This window comes from Thalassotalea sp. ND16A (assembly GCF_000764205.1).
GTDB lineage: Bacteria > Pseudomonadota > Gammaproteobacteria > Enterobacterales > Alteromonadaceae > Thalassotalea_A.
On sequence record NZ_JQDZ01000057.1, the window covers coordinates 18,569 to 37,581 of the forward strand.

Consider the following 19,013-nt stretch of genomic DNA (forward strand, 5'->3'; position numbering starts at 1 on the left):
AAGGAGATAGAATTTAATGACAGATGTAACAATAAAACAACTTGCTAGCGAAATTGGCGCAGACGAAGCCCGTTTAGTAAGCCAATTAGCCGATGCCGGTATTAAAAAAGCCGCCAATGACAGTGTTACCGAGCAAGAAAAAGAAACTTTGCTTGAGCACCTGAAGAAGCAACACGGTGATAACTCAGAAGCGCAACCAACGCGTATGACGTTAAACCGTAAAACAAAATCAACACTTTCTATTGGTTCTGGTAGCAAAGCCAAGCAAGTGCAAGTGGAAGTTCGCAAAAAGCGTACTTACGTTAAAGCCAGCGATATAGAATTAAAAGCGCAAGCAGAAGCAGAAGCCAAAGCAGCGGCGGAAGCGGCTGAGCAAGCAAAAATAGAAGCGATAGCGGCAGCAGAAGCTGCAGCGGTAGCAAAAGCTAAGCTCGATGCTGAGAACAAAGCGAAAGCAGAAGCCAAAGCGAAAGCCGATGCAGAGGCGAAAGAACGTGCCAAAGCAGCTGCTGAAGCGAAAGCAAAAGATGCACCAGCTGCGAAAGTTGAAAACGAAGAAGAAAAGAAAATTCGTTTAGCGCAAGAAGCCGAAGCAGCATCGAAAGCGGAAGAAGAAGCGCGTAAATCAGCAGACGCGGCGAAAAAGCTGGCGGAAGAAAACGAAGCCCGTTGGAAAGAGCAAGAAGCAGAGCGTAAGAAGAAAGAACAAGAAGTTGTGCATGTCACTTCTTCAGTGTATGCGCAAGAAGCGGAAGATAAAGTTGACCGACAAGATGAATCTGGTGGCCGTCGTCGCAAGAAGAAAAAAGGTGGTCAAAAAGATTCTCGTAATCAACGTGGTGGCAGAGGCAGAGGCAAAGCGTCATTAAATGCCCCGACGTCATTACAACATGGTTTCCAAAAACCGGCGAAAGCGGTTGAGCGTGAGATCAAAATTGGCGAAACCATTTCGGTTGCCGAATTGGCCGATAAAATGGCAGTTAAAGGCGCTGAAGTTGTTAAAGTGATGTTCAAAATGGGCGCTATGGCAACCATTAACCAGGTAATTGACCAAGAGACAGCATCGCTAGTTGTTGAAGAAATGGGCCATAACGTGGTGCTAGTGAATGAAAATGCCTTAGAAGATGCGGTACTTGAAGATAGAGGCGATGCCGGTGATGCTATCACTCGTGCGCCTGTTGTTACTATCATGGGTCACGTAGATCACGGTAAAACTTCATTACTTGATTACATCCGTAAAGCGAAAGTTGCAGCGGGCGAGGCCGGTGGTATTACTCAGCACATTGGTGCTTACCACGTAGAAACGGGTCACGGTATGATCACTTTCTTAGATACTCCAGGTCACGCGGCATTTACTGCTATGCGTTCACGTGGTGCCAAAGCTACCGATATCGTAATTATTGTTGTTGCTGCAGACGATGGTGTAATGCCACAAACGGTTGAAGCAATTCAGCATGCAAAAGCTTCTGACGCACCAATTATTATTGCTGTGAATAAGATGGATAAAGAAGGTGCGGATCCTGACAGAGTTAAAAACGAATTAGCTCAGCATGACATCATTCCAGAAGATTGGGGCGGTGATGTACAGTTCGTTCACGTTTCAGCAAAAGAAGGTACCAACATTGACGAATTGCTTGACGCGATATTATTACAATCGGAAGTTCTAGAGCTAACCGCTATTGTTGATAAAATGGCAAGTGGTGTAGTGGTTGAGTCGAAACTTGATAAAGGTCGTGGCCCTGTTGCTACCGTTCTTGTTCAGGAAGGTACGTTAAAGCAAGGTGATATTGTACTTTGTGGTTTAGAATATGGCCGTGTTCGGGCGATGCGTGATGAACTAGGTCAAACCATCACCGAAGCCGGTCCGTCAATTCCTGTAGAAATTTTAGGTCTTTCTGGTGTACCACAATCGGGTGATGAAGCTACCGTTGTTAAAGATGAGAAAAAAGCGCGTGAAGTTGCTTTATTCCGTCAAGGTAAATTCCGCGATGTGAAACTTGCCCGTCAACAAAAAGCCAAGCTTGAAAACATGTTTGCTAACATGGCAGAAGGTGATGTATCTGAAGTTAACGTGGTACTAAAATCTGACGTACAAGGTTCATTGGAAGCCATTTCTGATTCATTAATTAAGCTTTCCACTGACGAAGTGAAAGTTAAAATTGTTGGCTCTGGTGTTGGTGGTATCACAGAAACTGATGCCTCTCTTGCCGCAGCATCCAATGCAATCGTCGTCGGTTTCAACGTTCGTGCCGATGCTTCAGCGCGTAAAGTGATTGAATCTGAAAACTTAGACTTACGTTATTATAGCGTTATCTATGCACTAATTGATGAAGTGAAATCGGCGATGAGCGGTATGCTTGCCCCTGAATTCAAACAAGAAATCATCGGTCTTGCGCAAGTTCGTGACGTGTTTAAATCACCAAAAATTGGTCAAATCGCTGGTTGTATGGTTACCGAAGGTACCATCAAGCGTAGCGCGCCAATCCGTGTATTACGTGAAAACGTGGTAATTTACGAAGGTGAATTAGAATCATTACGTCGCTTTAAAGATGACGTACAAGAAGTTCGAAACGGTACCGAGTGTGGTATCGGTGTTAAGAACTATAATGATGTTAGAGTTGGTGACCAAATCGAAGTATTCGAAACGGTTGAAATTCAACGTACGTTGTAACGTATTTGGTAATTAACCACTTATTATAAAATTAAAAATGGGAGCATTGCTCCCATTTTTGCCTGTCGACAAAGCTGTCGGTGGGCCAGAGTTAGGAGTCATTTATGGCTAGAGAATTCGCTCGAACTGATCGAGTAGGACAAGAAATACAAAGAGAAATTGCGGTGATATTACAACGGGAGATCAAAGATCCTCGTTTAGGAATGCTTACCGTTTCTGCGGTAGAAGTAACCCGTGATTTAGCCTATGCCAAAGTATTTGTCACGTTTTTTAACGACGAACCGGCCAAGGTAAAAGAGTCATTAGCGGTGTTAAACGATGCAGCGGGTTTTATTCGCTCATTATTGGCAAAATCATTACGTGCTCGTATCATGCCAAACTTAAGGTTCGTTTATGATAAATCACTGGTTGAAGGTGTACGAATGACCTCATTGGTTGATTCGGTTATTCGTGAAGACGAACGTAAAGCGAAAGATACCAATGCTGATGAAGAATCGCAGGAAGATTAAGTAAATGGCCAAACGCAGAAAAGGCCGTCAAATTGACGGCGTTTTATTACTTGATAAACCTTATGAAATGTCATCGAACCATGCTCTACAAGCAGTAAAGCGGATTTATTTTGCCAATAAAGCAGGGCATACCGGCGCACTCGATCCATTAGCAACAGGCATGTTGCCAATTTGTTTGGGAGAAGGTACCAAGTTTTCTCAGTTTTTATTAGACACCGACAAAACCTATATCGTTACTGCCAAGCTTGGTATTCGCACTACCACCAGCGATGCCGATGGTGAGATTGTTGCTGAAAAACCGGTAACGGTTACTGAAAAGGAATTGCTACCGGCTTTGGAAACATTTCGGGGTGATTCAAAACAAGTACCATCGATGTATTCCGCATTAAAACATAAAGGCCAGCCTTTATATAAATATGCGCGTGAAGGTATTACCATTGAACGTGAAGCACGGGATATCACGGTATTTCGTTTAGATTTATTGCGCTTTGAAGGTGACGAAGTAGATATGGAAATTCATGTCTCCAAAGGCACTTACATCCGCACTATCGTAGACGATTTAGGTGAGTTACTAGGTTGTGGTGCCCATGTGAGTATGTTGCGCAGAACTACCGTTGGCAATTATCCGGTTGATAAAATGGTGACCATGGCACAACTTGAGTTGTTGCTAGAGCAAGCGAAAGAGCAAGAAGTTAATCCATCGACTTTACTTGACCCATTATTATTACCGATGAATACCGCCTGTTACGAACTTGACACGGTAAACGTAGATGAAGTTTCTGCCAATTTCTTAAGACGCGGTAACCCGGTAAATGTTGCCGGCGCGCCGACCGAAGGCCTGGTACAAGTTACCATGGGCGCTAGCGAAGAGTTTATTGGTGTTGCGATTATCAATGATGATGGCATGGTGGCGCCGAAACGGATTGTGGTGGATCATAGTTCTACGGATTAAAATCCTAGGTACAAGGTACAAGGTACAAGGTACAAGGTACAAGGTACAAGGTACAAGCAGCATGCGTAGGCGAATAGTACATTTAAATAGCCTAATATAGTTGTTTTTTGCGCTCACATGTCGCGTGCTGATTTTGCCTGTACCTCGTACCTCGAAGTGAAACGTGCCTGTACCTGAGAAAAACACTTGCAAAGCGTGTTTTTACTGTTAGAATACGCGCTCTTTATCGCTCAGCTGAATTAGTGTTTGGCTAGGCGGGAATTTAAACATAAACACTAAGGTATATATTATGTCTTTATCAGCTACTGAAAAAGCTGCAATCGTTGCAGAATACGCTCAATCTGAAGGTGACACTGGTTCTCCAGAAGTTCAAGTTGCTTTGTTAACTACACAAATCAACCACTTACAAGGTCATTTCAAAGAGCACATCCATGATCATCACTCACGTCGTGGTTTATTACGCATGGTTTCTCAACGTCGTAAATTACTTGATTACCTAAAAGGCAGAAACGTTACTCGTTACACGTCTTTAATCGGTAAATTAGGTTTACGTCGCTAAGACTGGATCTATTCGATAAAAAAGGAGCCTAATGGCTCCTTTTTTATTGGGCTACGGGCTAAAAGATAAGGCTACGAGTTACGAGCAGTCCGTGTAATAACTACTATGTGGTTTGGAAAACGATTCTGCCCGAAGCCCGAAGCCCGAAGCTAGTAGCCTTATTCCTAAAAATTTTAGCCCGCCTAATCATTAAACCACTAGTGAGCAATTAAACTTCAATCATGATCATAACTGCTGAAGAAAGAGATGCTGTTTATAAGACCATTTTCAATCGCCGAGACGTGCGTTCTAATTTTACTGACCAGGCAATTGCCGATGAAGTTAGAAGGGATTCTCGAAGCACCCGTCGGGATCTGTATTACCTGTGTTCGAAGCCGCAATGGGCCGGTGGTGTTAGGCAGAACGATTAAACCTGAAATGGATTTATACAGTACGGTGTGTGCCATCCAAAACATATGGTTAGCAGCACGGGCCGAAAATTTAGGACTTGGCTGGGTAAGTATTATTGAAGACTCTGTGCTTAAACAAGCGCTGGATATTCCCACCGATATTCACATCGTTGCCTATTTGTGTTTGGGCCATGTAAGCCATTTTGAATCCCAGCCTGAATTAGAGCAAAAAGGCTGGCTAACAAGAAGCGAACTGAGTTCGGTTTTGCACTTTGATAAATGGCATAAAGAATAACCCTTACAGAAGTAATACTCCTTTGATTATCAATAATATTTTTGATAATCAAAATTCGATTTAGGGGAAAACATTAAAATTAATTCGTAGTTAAAATGGATCAATACTTATTGAATGAAATAGCGCTTAAATTTGACCAATTAAATCGGATAATTAGTAGCATTAACCCATGATTTGGGTATAATTAATCGCGAAATTATATATGAAATGAAAATAGGGCACGGGCCCTATCAAAAAAGGAAAAAACAGTGACTCCAATTACTAAAACATTTGAGTACGGACAGCATACAGTAACCCTAGAAACAGGTGTTATCGCTCGTCAAGCAACAGCAGCCGTAATGGCAAGCATGGATGATACATGCGTATTAGTCTCAGTAGTCGGTAAAAAAGAAGCCAAAGAAGGCCAGGACTTTTTCCCACTCACAGTGAACTACCAAGAAAAAACTTATGCAGCAGGTAAAATTCCTGGTGGTTTCTTCAAGCGTGAAGGTCGCCCTTCAGAAGAAGAAACATTAACTGCACGCCTAATTGACCGTCCAATTCGTCCATTATTCCCTGATGCCTTCACTAACGAAGTTCAGGTTATCATCACGGTTGTATCGGCAAACCCTGAAATTGCCCCAGACATCATCTCATTGTTAGGTACTTCTGCTGCTTTAGCCATCTCTGGTATGCCATTTAGTGGTCCAGTTGGTGCTGCCCGCGTAGGTTACTTAAACGATGCATACATTTTAAATCCTCTACAATCTGAGCTTGCTGAAAGTAAGTTAGACTTAGTTGTAGCTGGTACTGACGCTGCGGTATTAATGGTTGAGTCAGAAGCTGACGTACTTTCTGAAGAAGTAATGTTGGGTGCCGTAGTTTACGGTCATGAGCAATCGCAACTTGCCATCAATGCCATTAAAGAGTTTGCTGCCGAAGTTAACACGCCTTCATGGGGCTGGGAAGCACCAGCGAAAAACGAAGAGTTAACCGCGAAAATTGCTGAACTTGCATCTGCACAAGTAAATGAAGCTTACCAAATTACTGAAAAAGCCGCTCGTTACGAAAACGTAGCAGCAATCAGAAACTCTGTTATTGAACAATTACTAGCCGCTGATGCTGAACTTAACGTTCAGGAAGCGAAAGATTTGTTCCACGATTTAGAGAAAAAAGTCGTTCGTGAACGTATCACTTCAGGTGCTCCACGTATCGATGGTCGCGATCCTGAAATGATCCGTGCTCTAGATGTGATGACTGGTGTTCTTCCTCGTACTCACGGCTCAGCTGTGTTTACTCGTGGTGAAACACAAGCATTAGTTACCGCTACTTTAGGTACGCAACGTGACGCTCAACGTATTGAAACTATCTTAGGTGAGAAAACTGACACCTTCATGTTACATTACAATTTCCCTCCATACTGTGTCGGCGAAACTGGTTTTGTTGGTTCACCAAAACGTCGTGAAATTGGTCACGGTCGTCTTGCTAAACGCGGCATGTTAGCGGTTATGCCAACGGTTGAAGAATTCCCGTACTCAGTACGTGTGGTTTCTGAGATTACTGAGTCTAACGGTTCATCATCAATGGCTTCTGTATGTGGTACTTCACTTGCTCTTATGGATGCTGGTGTACCAATTAAAGATTCTGTTGCCGGTATTGCTATGGGTCTGGTTAAAGAAGGTGACAGCCACGTTGTTCTTTCTGATATCTTAGGTGATGAAGATCACTTGGGTGATATGGACTTTAAAGTTGCCGGTACTAACGGCGGTATCACTGCATTGCAAATGGATATCAAAATTGAAGGTATCACCAAAGACATCATGCAACAGGCTCTTAACCAAGCCAAAGGCGCTCGTATTCATATCCTAAGTGTTATGGATGATGCGTTGAATTCTGCACGTGAAGATATCTCACAGTTTGCACCTCGCATTCATACGCTTAAAATCAACACGGATAAAATCCGTGACGTTATTGGTAAAGGTGGCGCAACGATTCGTCAACTTACTGAAGAAACGGGCACTACGATTGAAATCGAAGATGATGGTACTGTTAAAATTGCTGCCACTGATGGCGCCCAAGCTGAAGATGCGATCAATCGCATTAAAGCATTAACGGCTGAAATCGAAGTGGGTACCATTTATACAGGTAAAGTTGTACGTATCGTTGATTTTGGTGCGTTTGTTAACGTATTACCGGGTAAAGATGGTTTAGTACACATTTCACAAATTGCTGAAGAGCGTGTGAACAACGTTTCTGACTTCTTAACTGAAGGTCAGGAAGTTACGGTTAAAGTACTAGAAGTCGACCGTCAAGGCCGTGTTCGCTTGAGCATGAAAGAAGCAGCTGAAAAACCAGCTGCATCTGCTGAAGAAACACCAGCTGCAGAATAATTGATGCGGTAATTAACTTTTACAAGTTAAGCAATAAAAAGAGAGCCGAAAGGCTCTCTTTTTGTATATACTGTAATAAATACCAAGTTGATTAAATATCAGCTCATTTTTTAAATATCATACTGATGATAAAGGATTTCATTTGAAATTTAAATTTACTTTTCTGCCGCTATTATTGGTTAGTGTTTTACCTGGCTGTGCTATTACCAATTCATCCACCGACAGTGCTGCACAAGTTGTGATTGCTGAGCCATTACAAATAAACCAGCAAAGTGAAATCGCGATTGCCCGGTTAACTGAAATACTTAATCGTGTGGAGGTATCGCCACAGCAAAAAGCCAAATTATTTTATGACCGCGGTGTCATCTATGACAGTGTAGGCTTACGAGGCCTGGCAAGTTATGACTTTCAGCGAGCGATTCGCTTACAACCCGATTTAGTCGATGCCTATAATTTTATTGGTATTCATCACACTCAAAGGCAAGAATTTTTACAAGCCTATGAGGCTTTTGATTCTGCCATAGAGCTTGATCAACAACATGAATATGCTTACTTAAATCGAGGTATTGCCCTGTATTATGGTGGCCGGGCAGAACTTGCCTTAGCGGATATGCAAATGTTTCAACTGCAACAAGAAAATGATCCCTACCGTATTGCCTGGTTGTACCTAATTGAAAATGAAATAGACCCGGTTGTGGCGAAAAACAACCTCAGAGAAAACCTGGATAGTTTAGATCACCAGAGTTGGGCCAATAATATTTTACGTTTGTTTATTGGTGATATTGGCGAGCATGAATTTGTTTCCGGGTTAACCCATGGAGTTAAAGACCATAAAGAATTGATCGACAGATTATGTGAGGCCTATTTTTATTTGGGAAAATACAACCTCTTGAATAATAATTACAATACTTCATCCGATTACTTTAAGCTGGCCCTAAGCACAAACGTTTATGAGTTTATTGAACACCGATATGCAAAATTGGAACTCGAACTTATTGATGCCAATATTGCGCCAACTGCCCATTAATTTCATTGCTAGTTTCGGCAAGCCTATACCCGTCACCATTCAAGATGGAGGTTTCAGAGCGCTTGAGCGATTCCAATTCAAGGCGCAGCTATGCAATAATGGTTATTCCCTTACAAATAGGTACAACGAAGAAGTGGGATTGCTCAAACGCTTCTTCGATGGGTTTAAAAGTGATTTATGCAGCGTTAGGAAATTTAACAATGGATAAACCATTCTCTAAATTTAATACCTTGCCTAAATCACTTTTAATTCCCACTGAAATCCTACACTTTGAATGGCGACGGGTATATAGATATGCTGGTGCGATTTCGGGTTAACCTACTGTTGATAATGAGCTTGTGCTTAACGACAAGTTCATTTTCTCTTACCGCCTATCTTCATCAGGTTATCGCTGACCAAGGTTATAGTTCAGGACAATTTCAATTCGCGTTGACACAAAACATCAGGCAAGCACAATTCATTGCTTTTGAACACAGTGAGCAGGGCAGTAAACAATGGTTGTTGTTAGCACAACAGCTTGCTCGCGCTGATCAAGATATTGCCTGGCAGTTGAGTCAATATTACCAAAATAATAACCAAAACCGTGATCAACAATACTGGTATCAACATGCGCTAAAACAGGGTTCGCTCAAAGCCCTGCTGAAAAAGGCCACCGACGTTGCAATACAAGGGGATTATCAACAAGCAAAAAATATTTTGGCCAGCTTAAATTCTCTACAGATTGAAAATGTAGAAGAAAGTGTTATCGCTAGCATGACTCTCGCCATAGAGCACGGCGACATTGCGCTGGTCGCTGCAACTAAAGCAAGGTTAGCACAATTACCAAGCCAACGAGCACAGCGGTTAGTGGCACAGATAGAAAAATTTCAAATACTTACCTCGGTTGACAATTCAAACATTGCGCAGTCATTTGATTTACCAAACAATGGCCTGGTAGCTACAGCCAACAGCTTGTCTTGCCGTTATCCTTTGCAGTTTTTTGCCAGTAATATCGCGGATTTAACCTATCTCGAGCAGCTTATTGCACAAATTAACGACGACAGTTTTTTTAATACTCAGTTTTGCTTATTAACCCCTAAGTACATAACGCCACAATTAATCAATTGCGATCATCTCGAACAGCAACGAATCGCCTGTGATATTGAGAATATAGCCACACAAACGATAGCGAAAAACGTGCAATATGTTGGTATTTTAGGCCCGAAAGGAGTTGCCAATGTTGATCATGGTTTTGTGTTTATTGATAACCAAGATAGCAGTGAAGTGCTAGCTCATGAATTATTGCATCTCCTGGGTTTTATTGACGAATACCCATTAAACCCATACAACAGTGTTTGTCAGCAACAGGGCATGCTAGCTCATAACATTGTCAACTTAGCTAAGCGAATCTACGTATCTGATCAACAAGCACGTGCTGCCGTGTTGCCAATATTGCCTTGGCGAGAAAGCATTAAAAGCACAACACCAGTCACCCACAAAATAAATTCAGGTTACTCCCTAGGAACAGGGGCAGAGTTTGCTAATGAGGTTGGTCTGTTTCACAGCAATACTTGCGATTCGTATGTTGAAATGAGAGGGGAAAAAGATGCACTGCATGCTTTTAAAGCCACTGCAGCAGTTACGCAGTTGCAGTATTTTGAAGAGCCTTTACCGACTTTATATAAAGGCTTAGCAGCGGTGCAGCATAACCCTTTAAAGATGCCATCTTATCATTATAATATTGGCAAAAAATACAAGCAAAAAGGCGACAGCAAATTGGCAAACTATTGGCTGGTTAAGTCCGCGGCACGCGAAACAAATTTTGAGCGACAACAATTAATCATTCTAGGTGAATTTTAACTAAAGCTGAATTGTTATTCGCTTCCTTTAAAAGCGTTCTAGTTGATTAAGTCCGTTTCTTTATCTTTATTCGCATCCACCAACGTTGATGGTGTGCATCTTACCCTGGCAACTGGCCACATTGATTTTGCGTTTAATGTGAAACTTTTAGGTTGCTGTTTGTTGGTTAAAGTTAAAGTTGTTTGATCCAATTCCTCATTACGACTAAACCATGAAAATAAGCTCATTTTATCCCTCATTATTTTTTAGTTATAGTAATTCCAATCACGATGGTTTTATGCCGGCACGTATACTAGGTATAGTCTAGATTGACAGTTTCGCGAAATTAAAATGTAACAAAAACTGCAGTTTAGCTGCCTTGTTTGTTTTTTTCTAGGTTATAATCCTTACTACTAACACTTTATATTGTGATAAAAATATTTAAATGAGAAAATTTTCAGTCTCTGCTTTCCGACAGAAATTCCCGATATTACAAACGGTTAATGATAATCATAAGCTAATATATTTTGATAATGCTGCCACCACACAAAAACCGCAGGCAGTGATTACAAGTTCGGCAAACTTTTATCAGCACAGTAATGCGAATGTACATCGTGCATCACATTTTTTAAGTGCGAAAGCGACGATGGCTTACGAGCAGGCAAGAGAACAAAGCAAAGCGTTTATTAACGCAAAATCGATAAAAGAAATCATTTGGAGCAAAGGAACCACCGAAGCCATTAATCTTGTGGCGCATAGTTATGGTATGAATTACCTTAACCAAGGTGACGAAATTGTGGTTTCACTAGGCGAGCATCACGCCAATATTGTACCTTGGCAACACGTTGCTGCAGTTACTGGCGCAAAACTTGTGGTTTTGCCGTTAAATCCACAGGGAAGAATTGATTTAACCGCAGCGAAAAGCTTGATCAGCAAAAAATGTAAGTTTCTGGCAATTAATCACATTTCCAATGTGTTAGGTAAAATTAACCCCGTTGAAGAGCTCATTAAGTTAGCCAAGCAACAAGGCGCGATAACGTTAATCGATGGCGCGCAGGCAATCGCCCATTTAGCGGTGGATGTGCAAGCATTGGATTGCGATTTTTATGTGTTCTCTGCCCATAAAATGTTTGGCCCAACCGGATTAGGTGTTCTGTACGGCAAGCAAGCGTTATTGGAAAAAATGCCGCCTTATCAGTTTGGTGGTGAAATGATCAAAAAGGTCAGTTTTAGCGGTACCAGCTATAATGTATTACCCCATAAATTTGAAGCCGGAACCCCCAATATCGTTGCCGTTGTTGGCTTTGGTGCTTGTTTGCATTTTTTTGAAAATATTCACCATGGTCAAATGGCAAGCTATGAACAGCAACTCATTGAATATGCTTTTACTAAGCTGAGTGAGATTAAACCGTTAAAGTTTCTGGCAAACGGTTGCCCGGATATCCCGGTATTTTCGTTCACATTACAAGGCTTTCACCATCAAGATGCGGCCAGTTTTTTAGACAGCAAAGGCATTGCTGTAAGAAGCGGCCATCACTGTGCCATGCCACTAATGGAATCGTTAGAACTCGACGGCTCTGTGCGAGTATCATTAGCCGCTTATAACACCTTTGCGGAGGTGGACTATGTTGTTGAGCAACTGCATTTGTTTTGCTCTGCTGAGGCCGAACACACAAATGAACAACTCACCGATGGAGAGCAAACCGAGGTAGAGCAAGTCATTGGCACAAGCGCTGAGTTTATTACCGCCGATGAGGTTTTAGCGCTATTTAGCAAAGCCCGATCATGGGATTTAAAGCATCGTGAAATCATGCTGTTATCAAAACAACTGGTAAGGTTAGACAAATCAATACGTAATGATAATGACTTGATCAGTGGCTGTGAGAGTAAGGCCTGGTTGCAGGTGAAATTTAATCGCCACACTAAACAATTAACGTTTCAAGCAGACAGTGATGCGAAAGTGATCCGTGGCTTGATGGTGATCATTTTGAGTGTTTATCAGCAGAAAACTGGCCAGCAAATCATCGGCTTTGATATTGAAGAGTACTTTAGCCATTTAGGCTTAATGCAGCACCTTAGTCCGTCGAGGGGCAATGGGGTAAAAGCCATTGTTGAACGAATTAAACAAATAGCCTATAACTATCAGTAAATTATAAATAACCTGAACACGGGAATAAAGGTTTAACAATGAAAGTAGGCATAAATTCTATTGGTCAAATAGCGATTGCGGTAACCGATATAAAGGCAGCACTGGCCTTTTATCAAGATACGTTAGGGTTAACCCTGTTATTTGAGGCGCCGCCAGGTTTGGCTTTTTTCGACTGTGGTGGCACCAGGTTAATGCTAACCACGTTGCAAGGGGATGAACAAGACCACCGAACCTCAGTGATTTACTACAAAGTCGATGACATTTCAGCGACAACCACACAGTTAACAGCAAAGGGCGTGGTCTTTGAAAGAGAGCCTCAGTTTGTGGCAACAATGCCAGATCATCAACTTTGGATGGGTTTTTTAAGAGACCCCGATCAAAATTTGGTTGGCATTATGGCTGAGTTACCGCTCGATGATTAATGTGAATCGATTGGTTAGTGAAAAATGTAAAGCACAATAATGGCTAAGTCGGCATGTGGGGCACCTCTTACCCGGGGTATTATACCTCTGTGGCTGGCATTAATAGTCATAAGGCGCTAAAAGCGATTTCACCGCAAGCCCCAATTGCTGACTGGTTTTTTGATGACTTTCATCGCAATGGCCACCGAAAAAATCTACCGAGAACACCTTGTTTTTAGCCGCGGATGAAACCTTGTCTGCTCAGCCAGAAAAAACTGGCGAGTTTAGTGATTTTATCAGTGCCCCAAATAAGCCGGTGCCACATTCCGCCAAGATCAGCAAAGGTTGGGACAAACCTTATATGATCGAAGATCAGCGTTTCAGTGCCCGTAGACCCGATGTCTTAGTGTTTGAAACCGAAGTGATGAGCGATGACCTTACCATTGCCGGCGCCATTGACTTAGATCTTTGGTTTTCAACCTGGTTGATGTATTTCCAGGTAAAAATGTCAATACAGACAAAGTAGACAGCGACAAAGGCAATCGCCACGAACTGGTGCGCTGGGGCGTTCTGCGTGGCCGTTTTCGTGACCGCATATTTGAACTCTACGATGTCTTACATACCATTAAACGGGGTCACAAATTGCAAATTTAAATTCAAAGTAGCATGTTTCCATTTATTGATATTAATCCACAAAAATATGTCGATAATATTTTCCATGCAACCGAGCAGGATTTTGTCAAAGCAACGAATACAGTCTTCAGGAGAGGTAAAGCAATCGGATCTTATCCGCTTTTTATCTCGACCATGAGCTAAGCCATTGCGGGGTAAATAGTTTTCAATTGGTGAAAGCTGAGCAAGGCTGGAAAATACACGACTTAGTCGACAATACTTATCAGGGAGACTGTAACGACTTTATTGCTCGGTTTAGCACTGAAAGTAAATAATTATTGAGCGAACAAAGCTAGCGCCGTTGCTCAAACAACGGCGTTAACGAAAATTTATTGGGTATAAATTTGCATCTCACTTTTGATTTGTTTGCGCATTTCCATTAATCTGATCGCCGTTTCATGCTGTTTTTTATCTGCTTCGGTCAGCGGTTCCCATTGTGGAATGGTAATTGGATGGCCAGACTCATCGACGGCAACCATGATCACAATACAATGAGTGGTTAAGCGACGATGTAACGATTTAGGATCACAGGCATTTACTTCCAAAGCAATATGCATTGATGAATTACCGGTATAAATCACTTTTGCATCAACTTCTACCAAGTTGCCGACATGTATCGGGGAAACAAATTGAATGCCACCCGCGTAAGCGGTAACACAGTAACAACTACTCCAGCCGGCTGAACAGGCATAAGCGGCTAAATCGATCCATTTCATTACCGCACCCCCATGCACTTTACCACCAAAGTTTACATCTTGCGGTTCGGCTAAAAATCGTAGGGTTACATCTCTTTGGGGCTTGATCATGTTATCTCTTTAGTTATGTTACGGTATTGTTGGTAGCTAGGTTTATCATACTGATAAGTTAATATTATAACAGTATTATTTAATATCAATATGCTATCTAATATACCAACCTGCATAAGGATTGAGTCACTCAGAGATAGCTAAAAGAGTTTTAGGCAAGGCTTTCATTTTGCACTGTGGTTATTCCACTGAAGAAATGTTTAACGCAGCTTAAAACCCTTTTAGCATCGCCCTTTGGGTGCTTAATACTTATCCAGCTTGGTATTGTGCCGGTTCTGCCAATGATTATTCACTAATTTCAGTTAAATGGATGACAATTAGCTGCTCACCGCTGATCTCGTAAGACCCAGATTGAGAGTCCGTTAATTTCAATAAATGACCGGCAGGAACCACGATAGCTGCTTTGTCTGTTGTTGTCAGTTCAGCATTATTTATTAACGGATAAATAAAACAAATATCGCAAGCTTGTAATGCTATGGTTTGCGCTAAATTGCTGGTGATAACATTCGCAGTAAGCTTGTCAGGGTTATGCATCAAATTAAAATCAGTGATGGTACCGTTGATTAACTTACCATAAGTTGTATCGCCACCATCAAATGTGGCAAAGCTCAGCAACTGTTGTAAGCTGTGTTCAGTATTTTTATTAAGCAAACTATTGGTGTGCGTTAATTCTATGCCGTTACCGTCAATTAAAATTAAATTACGGGTAAGATCACTAAAATTAGAAAATACACCATCTTCACTCACCGTAGCTATGCTTAAACGCCAATCAAAACTGTCTATTGTGCCATTTTTACTTATTGCCAATTCGATGGTTTTGCCTTTGCCATTTTTCCAAAGGGAGGTGGTAAATTTTTCAGGGGGTATTATTTCAAGCAATTTATATACTCTAGGTTGTAGTACAGGTTTCTGTTTTATGGCAAAATTATAGCGAAAAATATTGGCTTAGTCGCAGTCTTTATACTTTACGGATACCAATCCGTATAATGATTTACCCACTTAGAACTGCATGAACGGCATTAGAACAAATGAAATTTGTAAAGTTATAGTTATTCTACAGCGAACAGATTTTATGAAGTTATCATGTTGTTCATGAGTTCCCGAAGGGCGAGTTTTAACGGTTAATATGCTACGTTATTGATTTTGACAAGGGAATAACCATTCTCTGCTATCAATGCCTTGCCTATCAACCGTTAAACTCTCGCTAAGTGGGAAAATGCTTATACGGAATGGTATAGTAGTAATGTTAAGGACAACAGATAAAAGGTATAGGATGACTATCTCCGCACAACAGTTACTGCAATCTCATTTTGGCTTTTCTCATTTCCGTCAGGGCCAACAACAAGTGGTTGAAGCCATATTATCTGGCCAAAGTGCCGCCGCTATTTTCCCCACCGGCTCTGGCAAATCGCTGTGTTACCAATTGCCGGCCATCGCGTTGCCAAACCTAACCTTAGTGATTTCACCATTACTGGCGTTAATGCAAGATCAACTTGAATTTCTCAATGCTAAGGGCATTGCAGCGGCAAGTATTGATTCGATGCAAAGCAAAGAGCAAGCACAACAAGTGATGGCTGGGGTGCGCTCCGGTCAAATAAAAATACTGATGATCTCGGTAGAGCGGTTAAACAATGAAAGATTTCGGCAATTCCTTAGCCAAATCCCGATATCATTATTAGTGGTTGATGAAGCCCATTGTATTTCTGAATGGGGTCATAATTTCAGGCCCGATTATTTAAAACTGCCGAAATACCAACAGCAATTTAATATCGAGCAAACGTTACTGTTAACCGCTACGGCGACAGAAAAAGTCATAGCCGATATGGGCGGAAAATTTCATATCGACCAGCAAAATATCGTATTGACCGGCTTTTATCGGCCAAACCTGAATTTAACCGTGCAAGGCATTAGCCAAACCGATAAAGATGGATACCTGGCGCAGTGGCTCAGTGATAAAACTGCTCTATCGGGTATTGTTTATGTCACCTTACAACAAACGGCAGAACAGGTAGCAAGAAGCTTAAGCGCTAAAGGTGTATCTGCCACCGCCTATCATGCGGGAATGGACAGTGATACCCGGCAAAATATTCAATCTAATTTCATGAATGGCAATATTAATATCATTGTTGCCACCATTGCCTTTGGTATGGGCATAGATAAAAGTGATATTCGTTTTGTGGTGCATTACGATTTACCCAAATCGATTGAAAACTATGCGCAGGAAATTGGCAGAGCAGGGCGTGATGGACAAACTTCAGAGTGCCTGGTACTCGCCAATTATGACAATTTAAACGTGTTAGAAAACTTCATTTATGGCGACACCCCGGAAGCGAGTGCGATAAGTTTTGTCATTGATGAAATACTCGAACAAGCGAAACAAAATAAAGGTCAATGGGAAGTGGTGTTGAACAGCTTATCTGGTCAGTCTAACATCCGCCTGCTCAGCCTTAAAACCTTGTTAGTTTACCTTGAACTTGCGGGCTTGATAAAACCGGCATACAGTTATTTTGCCGAATACAAGTTCAAACTAAAGTGTACAGAAACTGAGTTAATTCATCGCTTTGAAGGTGAACGTCAAAGCTTTGTTAAAGCGCTATTCGATTCATCGGACAAAGCAAAGATTTGGTACAGTATTAACTTTGACAGCTTACAGCAGCAATATCCAAGTGACAGAAGTAGGGTAATTGCCGCCATTGACTACTTTGCCGAAAAGGACTTGATTGAATTGCAAACCAAGCAGATGACTGAAGTGTTTCAGGTAAACCTGAATTTCATCGATTTAGCGGGGTTAACTGAAAATATGTTTACTCGGTTTGCCAGTAAAGAGCAGAGTGAAATACAGCGAATAGCGCACTTATTAGCATTCTTTGCCGCCAATACTTGTTTGAGCCAGCAACTGGCCAACTACTTTGCTGATTTTCAACTGCAACAACCGTGCGGCCATTGTTCGATCTGTTACGGCCAGGTTGCACAATTACCACCGGTGCCCGCGTTAACAGCCCTTGAAGAGTTTAACTTTAATCAAAATACCCAAGACATTATAACAAAACTCGGCGCACACGCATCGCCAACACTTGTTAGCCGTTTTTTATGTGGATTAACAACACCAATATTTACCAAACTTAGAGTCAGAAAGCTTCCCGGTTTTGCCATGTTCGAAAATTATCGCTTTCAAGACATTAAAAACTGGGTAATGCAACACTACAATTAAACTTAGCTTCTTCAGTTAATGCCGGTTGGTATTAACTGAAGTTACCTATGTGCGATAACAACTTTTCTTTAAACCATTGATGAGCTGGACTTTTTTCAGTTCGTTTATGCTCAAGCAAGACAAACTCAAAAACATCTTCATCATCTAATTCAAAGGCATATAAAGGAGAAAATTGCTCAGCAAAGTCGTTACTTTTCATTAAAACATTCATGCCAATCAATAAGGCGTCGGTAGACTTTAATATATCGGTTAAAATCTGAATTTGACTGCTTCTAAAAACCGATCTTGGTTGCACCCCGTGTCTAGTTAATAACGCATCTACCGGGTGGCTAAATTTCATATTACTGTCATTTTCAACTATTAAGCCGAGAAAACTGCAGTTCATGCAGTCGCTTAATTTAAGTTGCTTAACCTTAAATAACGGATGATTCTTACGCCCATAAATTACCGGGTTTACTTTACCAATAGGGGTTGCAGTGAAAGCAGGATGAAAATCTTTCGCCAGATGAATAGCAAAATCTAACGTCCCAGATTCTAATAAGTCAAACGGGTTAGATTTTGCCGGGTATTCCGATAGATTCATCTTAGGTGCTTTTATTGCTAACTCTTGGAACAAAGAGAGAACCACAGATTGTCCCATTAGAGATGGAATTGAGACGGCAAAGTGGTCATCACAAGTTTTAGGATCAAATTCATTACTTGTTAAAACCTGAGCTAAGGATTCCAACAAATCAGGTAACATTTTTTCCAATTGCTCAGCTTTAGCGGTTGGGCTAATACCTTGTGATGTTCGATAAAACAATGGGTCATCAAACACGTCACGTAATCGTTGCAAGGTTCTGCTCATTGCTGGCTGTGATAAAAATAACGTATCTGCTGCCCTACTTACGTTTCTCTCTTTCAGTAATACGCTTAAAGATACCAATAAATTTAAATCTATCCGCGACAGTTTTTGTTCTAAAGAATTCATTCGAATTATGCTCTAGTCAATATGCATTATCCACTTAGGTAATATATGTGCATTAGGCTATATCATTAGAATGAATAATAGAACACAGTGACCTGGTCAACCAAATTCAGTCACCCCAGTTAAGCAACCATATCTAAATTGTTTATCATCGCTTCAAAGTTATTTGGACTTTGGTAATCCAGATAAGAATGTAGGCGACGACTGTTGTACCACAT

General features: G+C 41.4%; 17 protein-coding genes. 13 read left to right on the forward strand and 4 right to left on the reverse strand.

The genetic code is table 11. The features are described from left to right. The first annotated feature begins 16 nt into the window (after window positions 1–16). The 8 genes from infB (at window position 17) to ND16A_RS09185 (ending at window position 10,610) form a co-directional block, all read left to right on the forward strand. On the forward strand, window positions 17–2,671 hold the full coding sequence (gene infB / locus ND16A_RS09215; protein WP_033077634.1) for a translation initiation factor IF-2: 2,655 nt from the start codon (window positions 17–19) through the stop codon (window positions 2,669–2,671). A gap of 104 nt (window positions 2,672–2,775) precedes the next feature. Then, window positions 2,776–3,180 (forward strand): 30S ribosome-binding factor RbfA, encoded by a 405-nt coding sequence (gene rbfA, locus ND16A_RS09210; protein WP_033077635.1) that lies wholly within the window; start codon window positions 2,776–2,778, stop codon window positions 3,178–3,180. A gap of 4 nt (window positions 3,181–3,184) precedes the next feature. Beyond that, entirely contained in the window at window positions 3,185–4,132 is a 948-nt protein-coding gene (truB, locus tag ND16A_RS09205; RefSeq protein WP_033077636.1) for a tRNA pseudouridine(55) synthase TruB, read from the forward strand. A 289-nt stretch (window positions 4,133–4,421) separates the two neighbouring features. After that, a complete protein-coding gene (rpsO, locus tag ND16A_RS09200; RefSeq protein WP_033077637.1) occupies window positions 4,422–4,691 on the forward strand; it encodes a 30S ribosomal protein S15 in 270 nt (89 codons plus the stop codon). Between the two features lie 315 nt (window positions 4,692–5,006). Further along, window positions 5,007–5,375, forward strand: coding sequence for a nitroreductase family protein (locus ND16A_RS19945; protein ID WP_052073080.1), 369 nt, complete (start codon window positions 5,007–5,009; stop codon window positions 5,373–5,375). A gap of 248 nt (window positions 5,376–5,623) precedes the next feature. Then, window positions 5,624–7,744 carry a polyribonucleotide nucleotidyltransferase gene (pnp, locus tag ND16A_RS09195; protein ID WP_033077638.1) on the forward strand — a complete coding sequence of 707 codons (2,121 nt, stop codon included), beginning with the start codon at window positions 5,624–5,626 and terminating at the stop codon, window positions 7,742–7,744. A gap of 142 nt (window positions 7,745–7,886) precedes the next feature. Further along, complete coding sequence (nlpI, locus tag ND16A_RS09190; protein ID WP_033077639.1) at window positions 7,887–8,771, forward strand: lipoprotein NlpI; 885 nt, start codon at window positions 7,887–7,889, stop codon at window positions 8,769–8,771. Between the two features lie 330 nt (window positions 8,772–9,101). Next, window positions 9,102–10,610, forward strand: coding sequence for a hypothetical protein (locus tag ND16A_RS09185; protein ID WP_033077640.1), 1,509 nt, complete (start codon window positions 9,102–9,104; stop codon window positions 10,608–10,610). Window positions 10,611–10,648: 38 nt separating this feature from the next. Here ND16A_RS09185 and ND16A_RS21305 read toward each other — a convergent pair whose 3' ends face one another. Continuing rightward, window positions 10,649–10,837, reverse strand: a complete 189-nt coding sequence (locus ND16A_RS21305) for a hypothetical protein (RefSeq protein WP_033077641.1) — start codon at window positions 10,835–10,837, stop codon at window positions 10,649–10,651. Between the two features lie 197 nt (window positions 10,838–11,034). Between ND16A_RS21305 and ND16A_RS09175 the strand changes: the two genes are divergently transcribed. The 4 genes from ND16A_RS09175 to ND16A_RS21710 are packed head-to-tail and all read left to right on the forward strand — an operon-like array spanning window position 11,035 to window position 13,665. Further along, window positions 11,035–12,738, forward strand: coding sequence for a SufS family cysteine desulfurase (locus ND16A_RS09175; protein ID WP_033077642.1), 1,704 nt, complete (start codon window positions 11,035–11,037; stop codon window positions 12,736–12,738). Window positions 12,739–12,776: 38 nt separating this feature from the next. Beyond that, on the forward strand, window positions 12,777–13,160 hold the full coding sequence (locus ND16A_RS09170; protein ID WP_033077643.1) for a VOC family protein: 384 nt from the start codon (window positions 12,777–12,779) through the stop codon (window positions 13,158–13,160). A 53-nt stretch (window positions 13,161–13,213) separates the two neighbouring features. Beyond that, complete coding sequence (locus tag ND16A_RS21705; RefSeq protein ID WP_235282103.1) at window positions 13,214–13,378, forward strand: CocE/NonD family hydrolase; 165 nt, start codon at window positions 13,214–13,216, stop codon at window positions 13,376–13,378. Further along, on the forward strand, window positions 13,369–13,665 hold the full coding sequence (locus ND16A_RS21710) for a hypothetical protein (protein ID WP_033077644.1): 297 nt from the start codon (window positions 13,369–13,371) through the stop codon (window positions 13,663–13,665). Before ND16A_RS21705 ends, ND16A_RS21710 begins: the two co-directional genes overlap by 10 nt. A 475-nt stretch (window positions 13,666–14,140) precedes the next feature. On the opposite strand, the gene ND16A_RS09160 is transcribed toward ND16A_RS21710, so the two are convergent. Continuing rightward, window positions 14,141–14,617, reverse strand: coding sequence for an acyl-CoA thioesterase (locus ND16A_RS09160; RefSeq protein ID WP_033077645.1), 477 nt, complete (start codon window positions 14,615–14,617; stop codon window positions 14,141–14,143). A gap of 285 nt (window positions 14,618–14,902) precedes the next feature. Next, window positions 14,903–15,496 carry a HutD/Ves family protein gene (locus ND16A_RS09155; protein WP_052073081.1) on the reverse strand — a complete coding sequence of 198 codons (594 nt, stop codon included), beginning with the start codon at window positions 15,494–15,496 and terminating at the stop codon, window positions 14,903–14,905. Between the two features lie 394 nt (window positions 15,497–15,890). On the opposite strand from ND16A_RS09155, the gene ND16A_RS09150 reads away from it, so the two are divergent. Beyond that, window positions 15,891–17,828 (forward strand): RecQ family ATP-dependent DNA helicase, encoded by a 1,938-nt coding sequence (locus tag ND16A_RS09150; RefSeq protein ID WP_033077646.1) that lies wholly within the window; start codon window positions 15,891–15,893, stop codon window positions 17,826–17,828. Window positions 17,829–17,859: 31 nt separating this feature from the next. Here ND16A_RS09150 and ND16A_RS09145 read toward each other — a convergent pair whose 3' ends face one another. Continuing rightward, window positions 17,860–18,798 carry a LysR family transcriptional regulator gene (locus ND16A_RS09145; RefSeq protein WP_033077647.1) on the reverse strand — a complete coding sequence of 313 codons (939 nt, stop codon included), beginning with the start codon at window positions 18,796–18,798 and terminating at the stop codon, window positions 17,860–17,862. Between the last annotated feature and the right edge of the window lie 215 nt (window positions 18,799–19,013).

What these genes read in the sequence shown, in the direction of transcription:
- infB (WP_033077634.1), top strand. Translation starts at nt 17, where the DNA reads ATGACAGATGTAACAATAAAACAACTTGCTAGCGAAATTGGCGCAGAC.
- rbfA (WP_033077635.1), top strand. Translation starts at nt 2,776, where the DNA reads ATGGCTAGAGAATTCGCTCGAACTGATCGAGTAGGACAAGAAATACAA.
- truB (WP_033077636.1), top strand. Translation starts at nt 3,185, where the DNA reads ATGGCCAAACGCAGAAAAGGCCGTCAAATTGACGGCGTTTTATTACTT.
- rpsO (WP_033077637.1), top strand. Translation starts at nt 4,422, where the DNA reads ATGTCTTTATCAGCTACTGAAAAAGCTGCAATCGTTGCAGAATACGCT.
- ND16A_RS19945 (WP_052073080.1), top strand. Translation starts at nt 5,007, where the DNA reads ATGAAGTTAGAAGGGATTCTCGAAGCACCCGTCGGGATCTGTATTACC.
- ND16A_RS09185 (WP_033077640.1), top strand. Translation starts at nt 9,102, where the DNA reads ATGAGCTTGTGCTTAACGACAAGTTCATTTTCTCTTACCGCCTATCTT.
- ND16A_RS21305 (WP_033077641.1), bottom strand. Translation starts at nt 10,837, where the DNA reads ATGAGCTTATTTTCATGGTTTAGTCGTAATGAGGAATTGGATCAAACA.
- ND16A_RS09175 (WP_033077642.1), top strand. Translation starts at nt 11,035, where the DNA reads ATGAGAAAATTTTCAGTCTCTGCTTTCCGACAGAAATTCCCGATATTA.
- ND16A_RS09170 (WP_033077643.1), top strand. Translation starts at nt 12,777, where the DNA reads ATGAAAGTAGGCATAAATTCTATTGGTCAAATAGCGATTGCGGTAACC.
- ND16A_RS21705 (WP_235282103.1), top strand. Translation starts at nt 13,214, where the DNA reads ATGTGGGGCACCTCTTACCCGGGGTATTATACCTCTGTGGCTGGCATT.
- ND16A_RS09160 (WP_033077645.1), bottom strand. Translation starts at nt 14,617, where the DNA reads ATGATCAAGCCCCAAAGAGATGTAACCCTACGATTTTTAGCCGAACCG.
- ND16A_RS09150 (WP_033077646.1), top strand. Translation starts at nt 15,891, where the DNA reads ATGACTATCTCCGCACAACAGTTACTGCAATCTCATTTTGGCTTTTCT.
- ND16A_RS09145 (WP_033077647.1), bottom strand. Translation starts at nt 18,798, where the DNA reads ATGAATTCTTTAGAACAAAAACTGTCGCGGATAGATTTAAATTTATTG.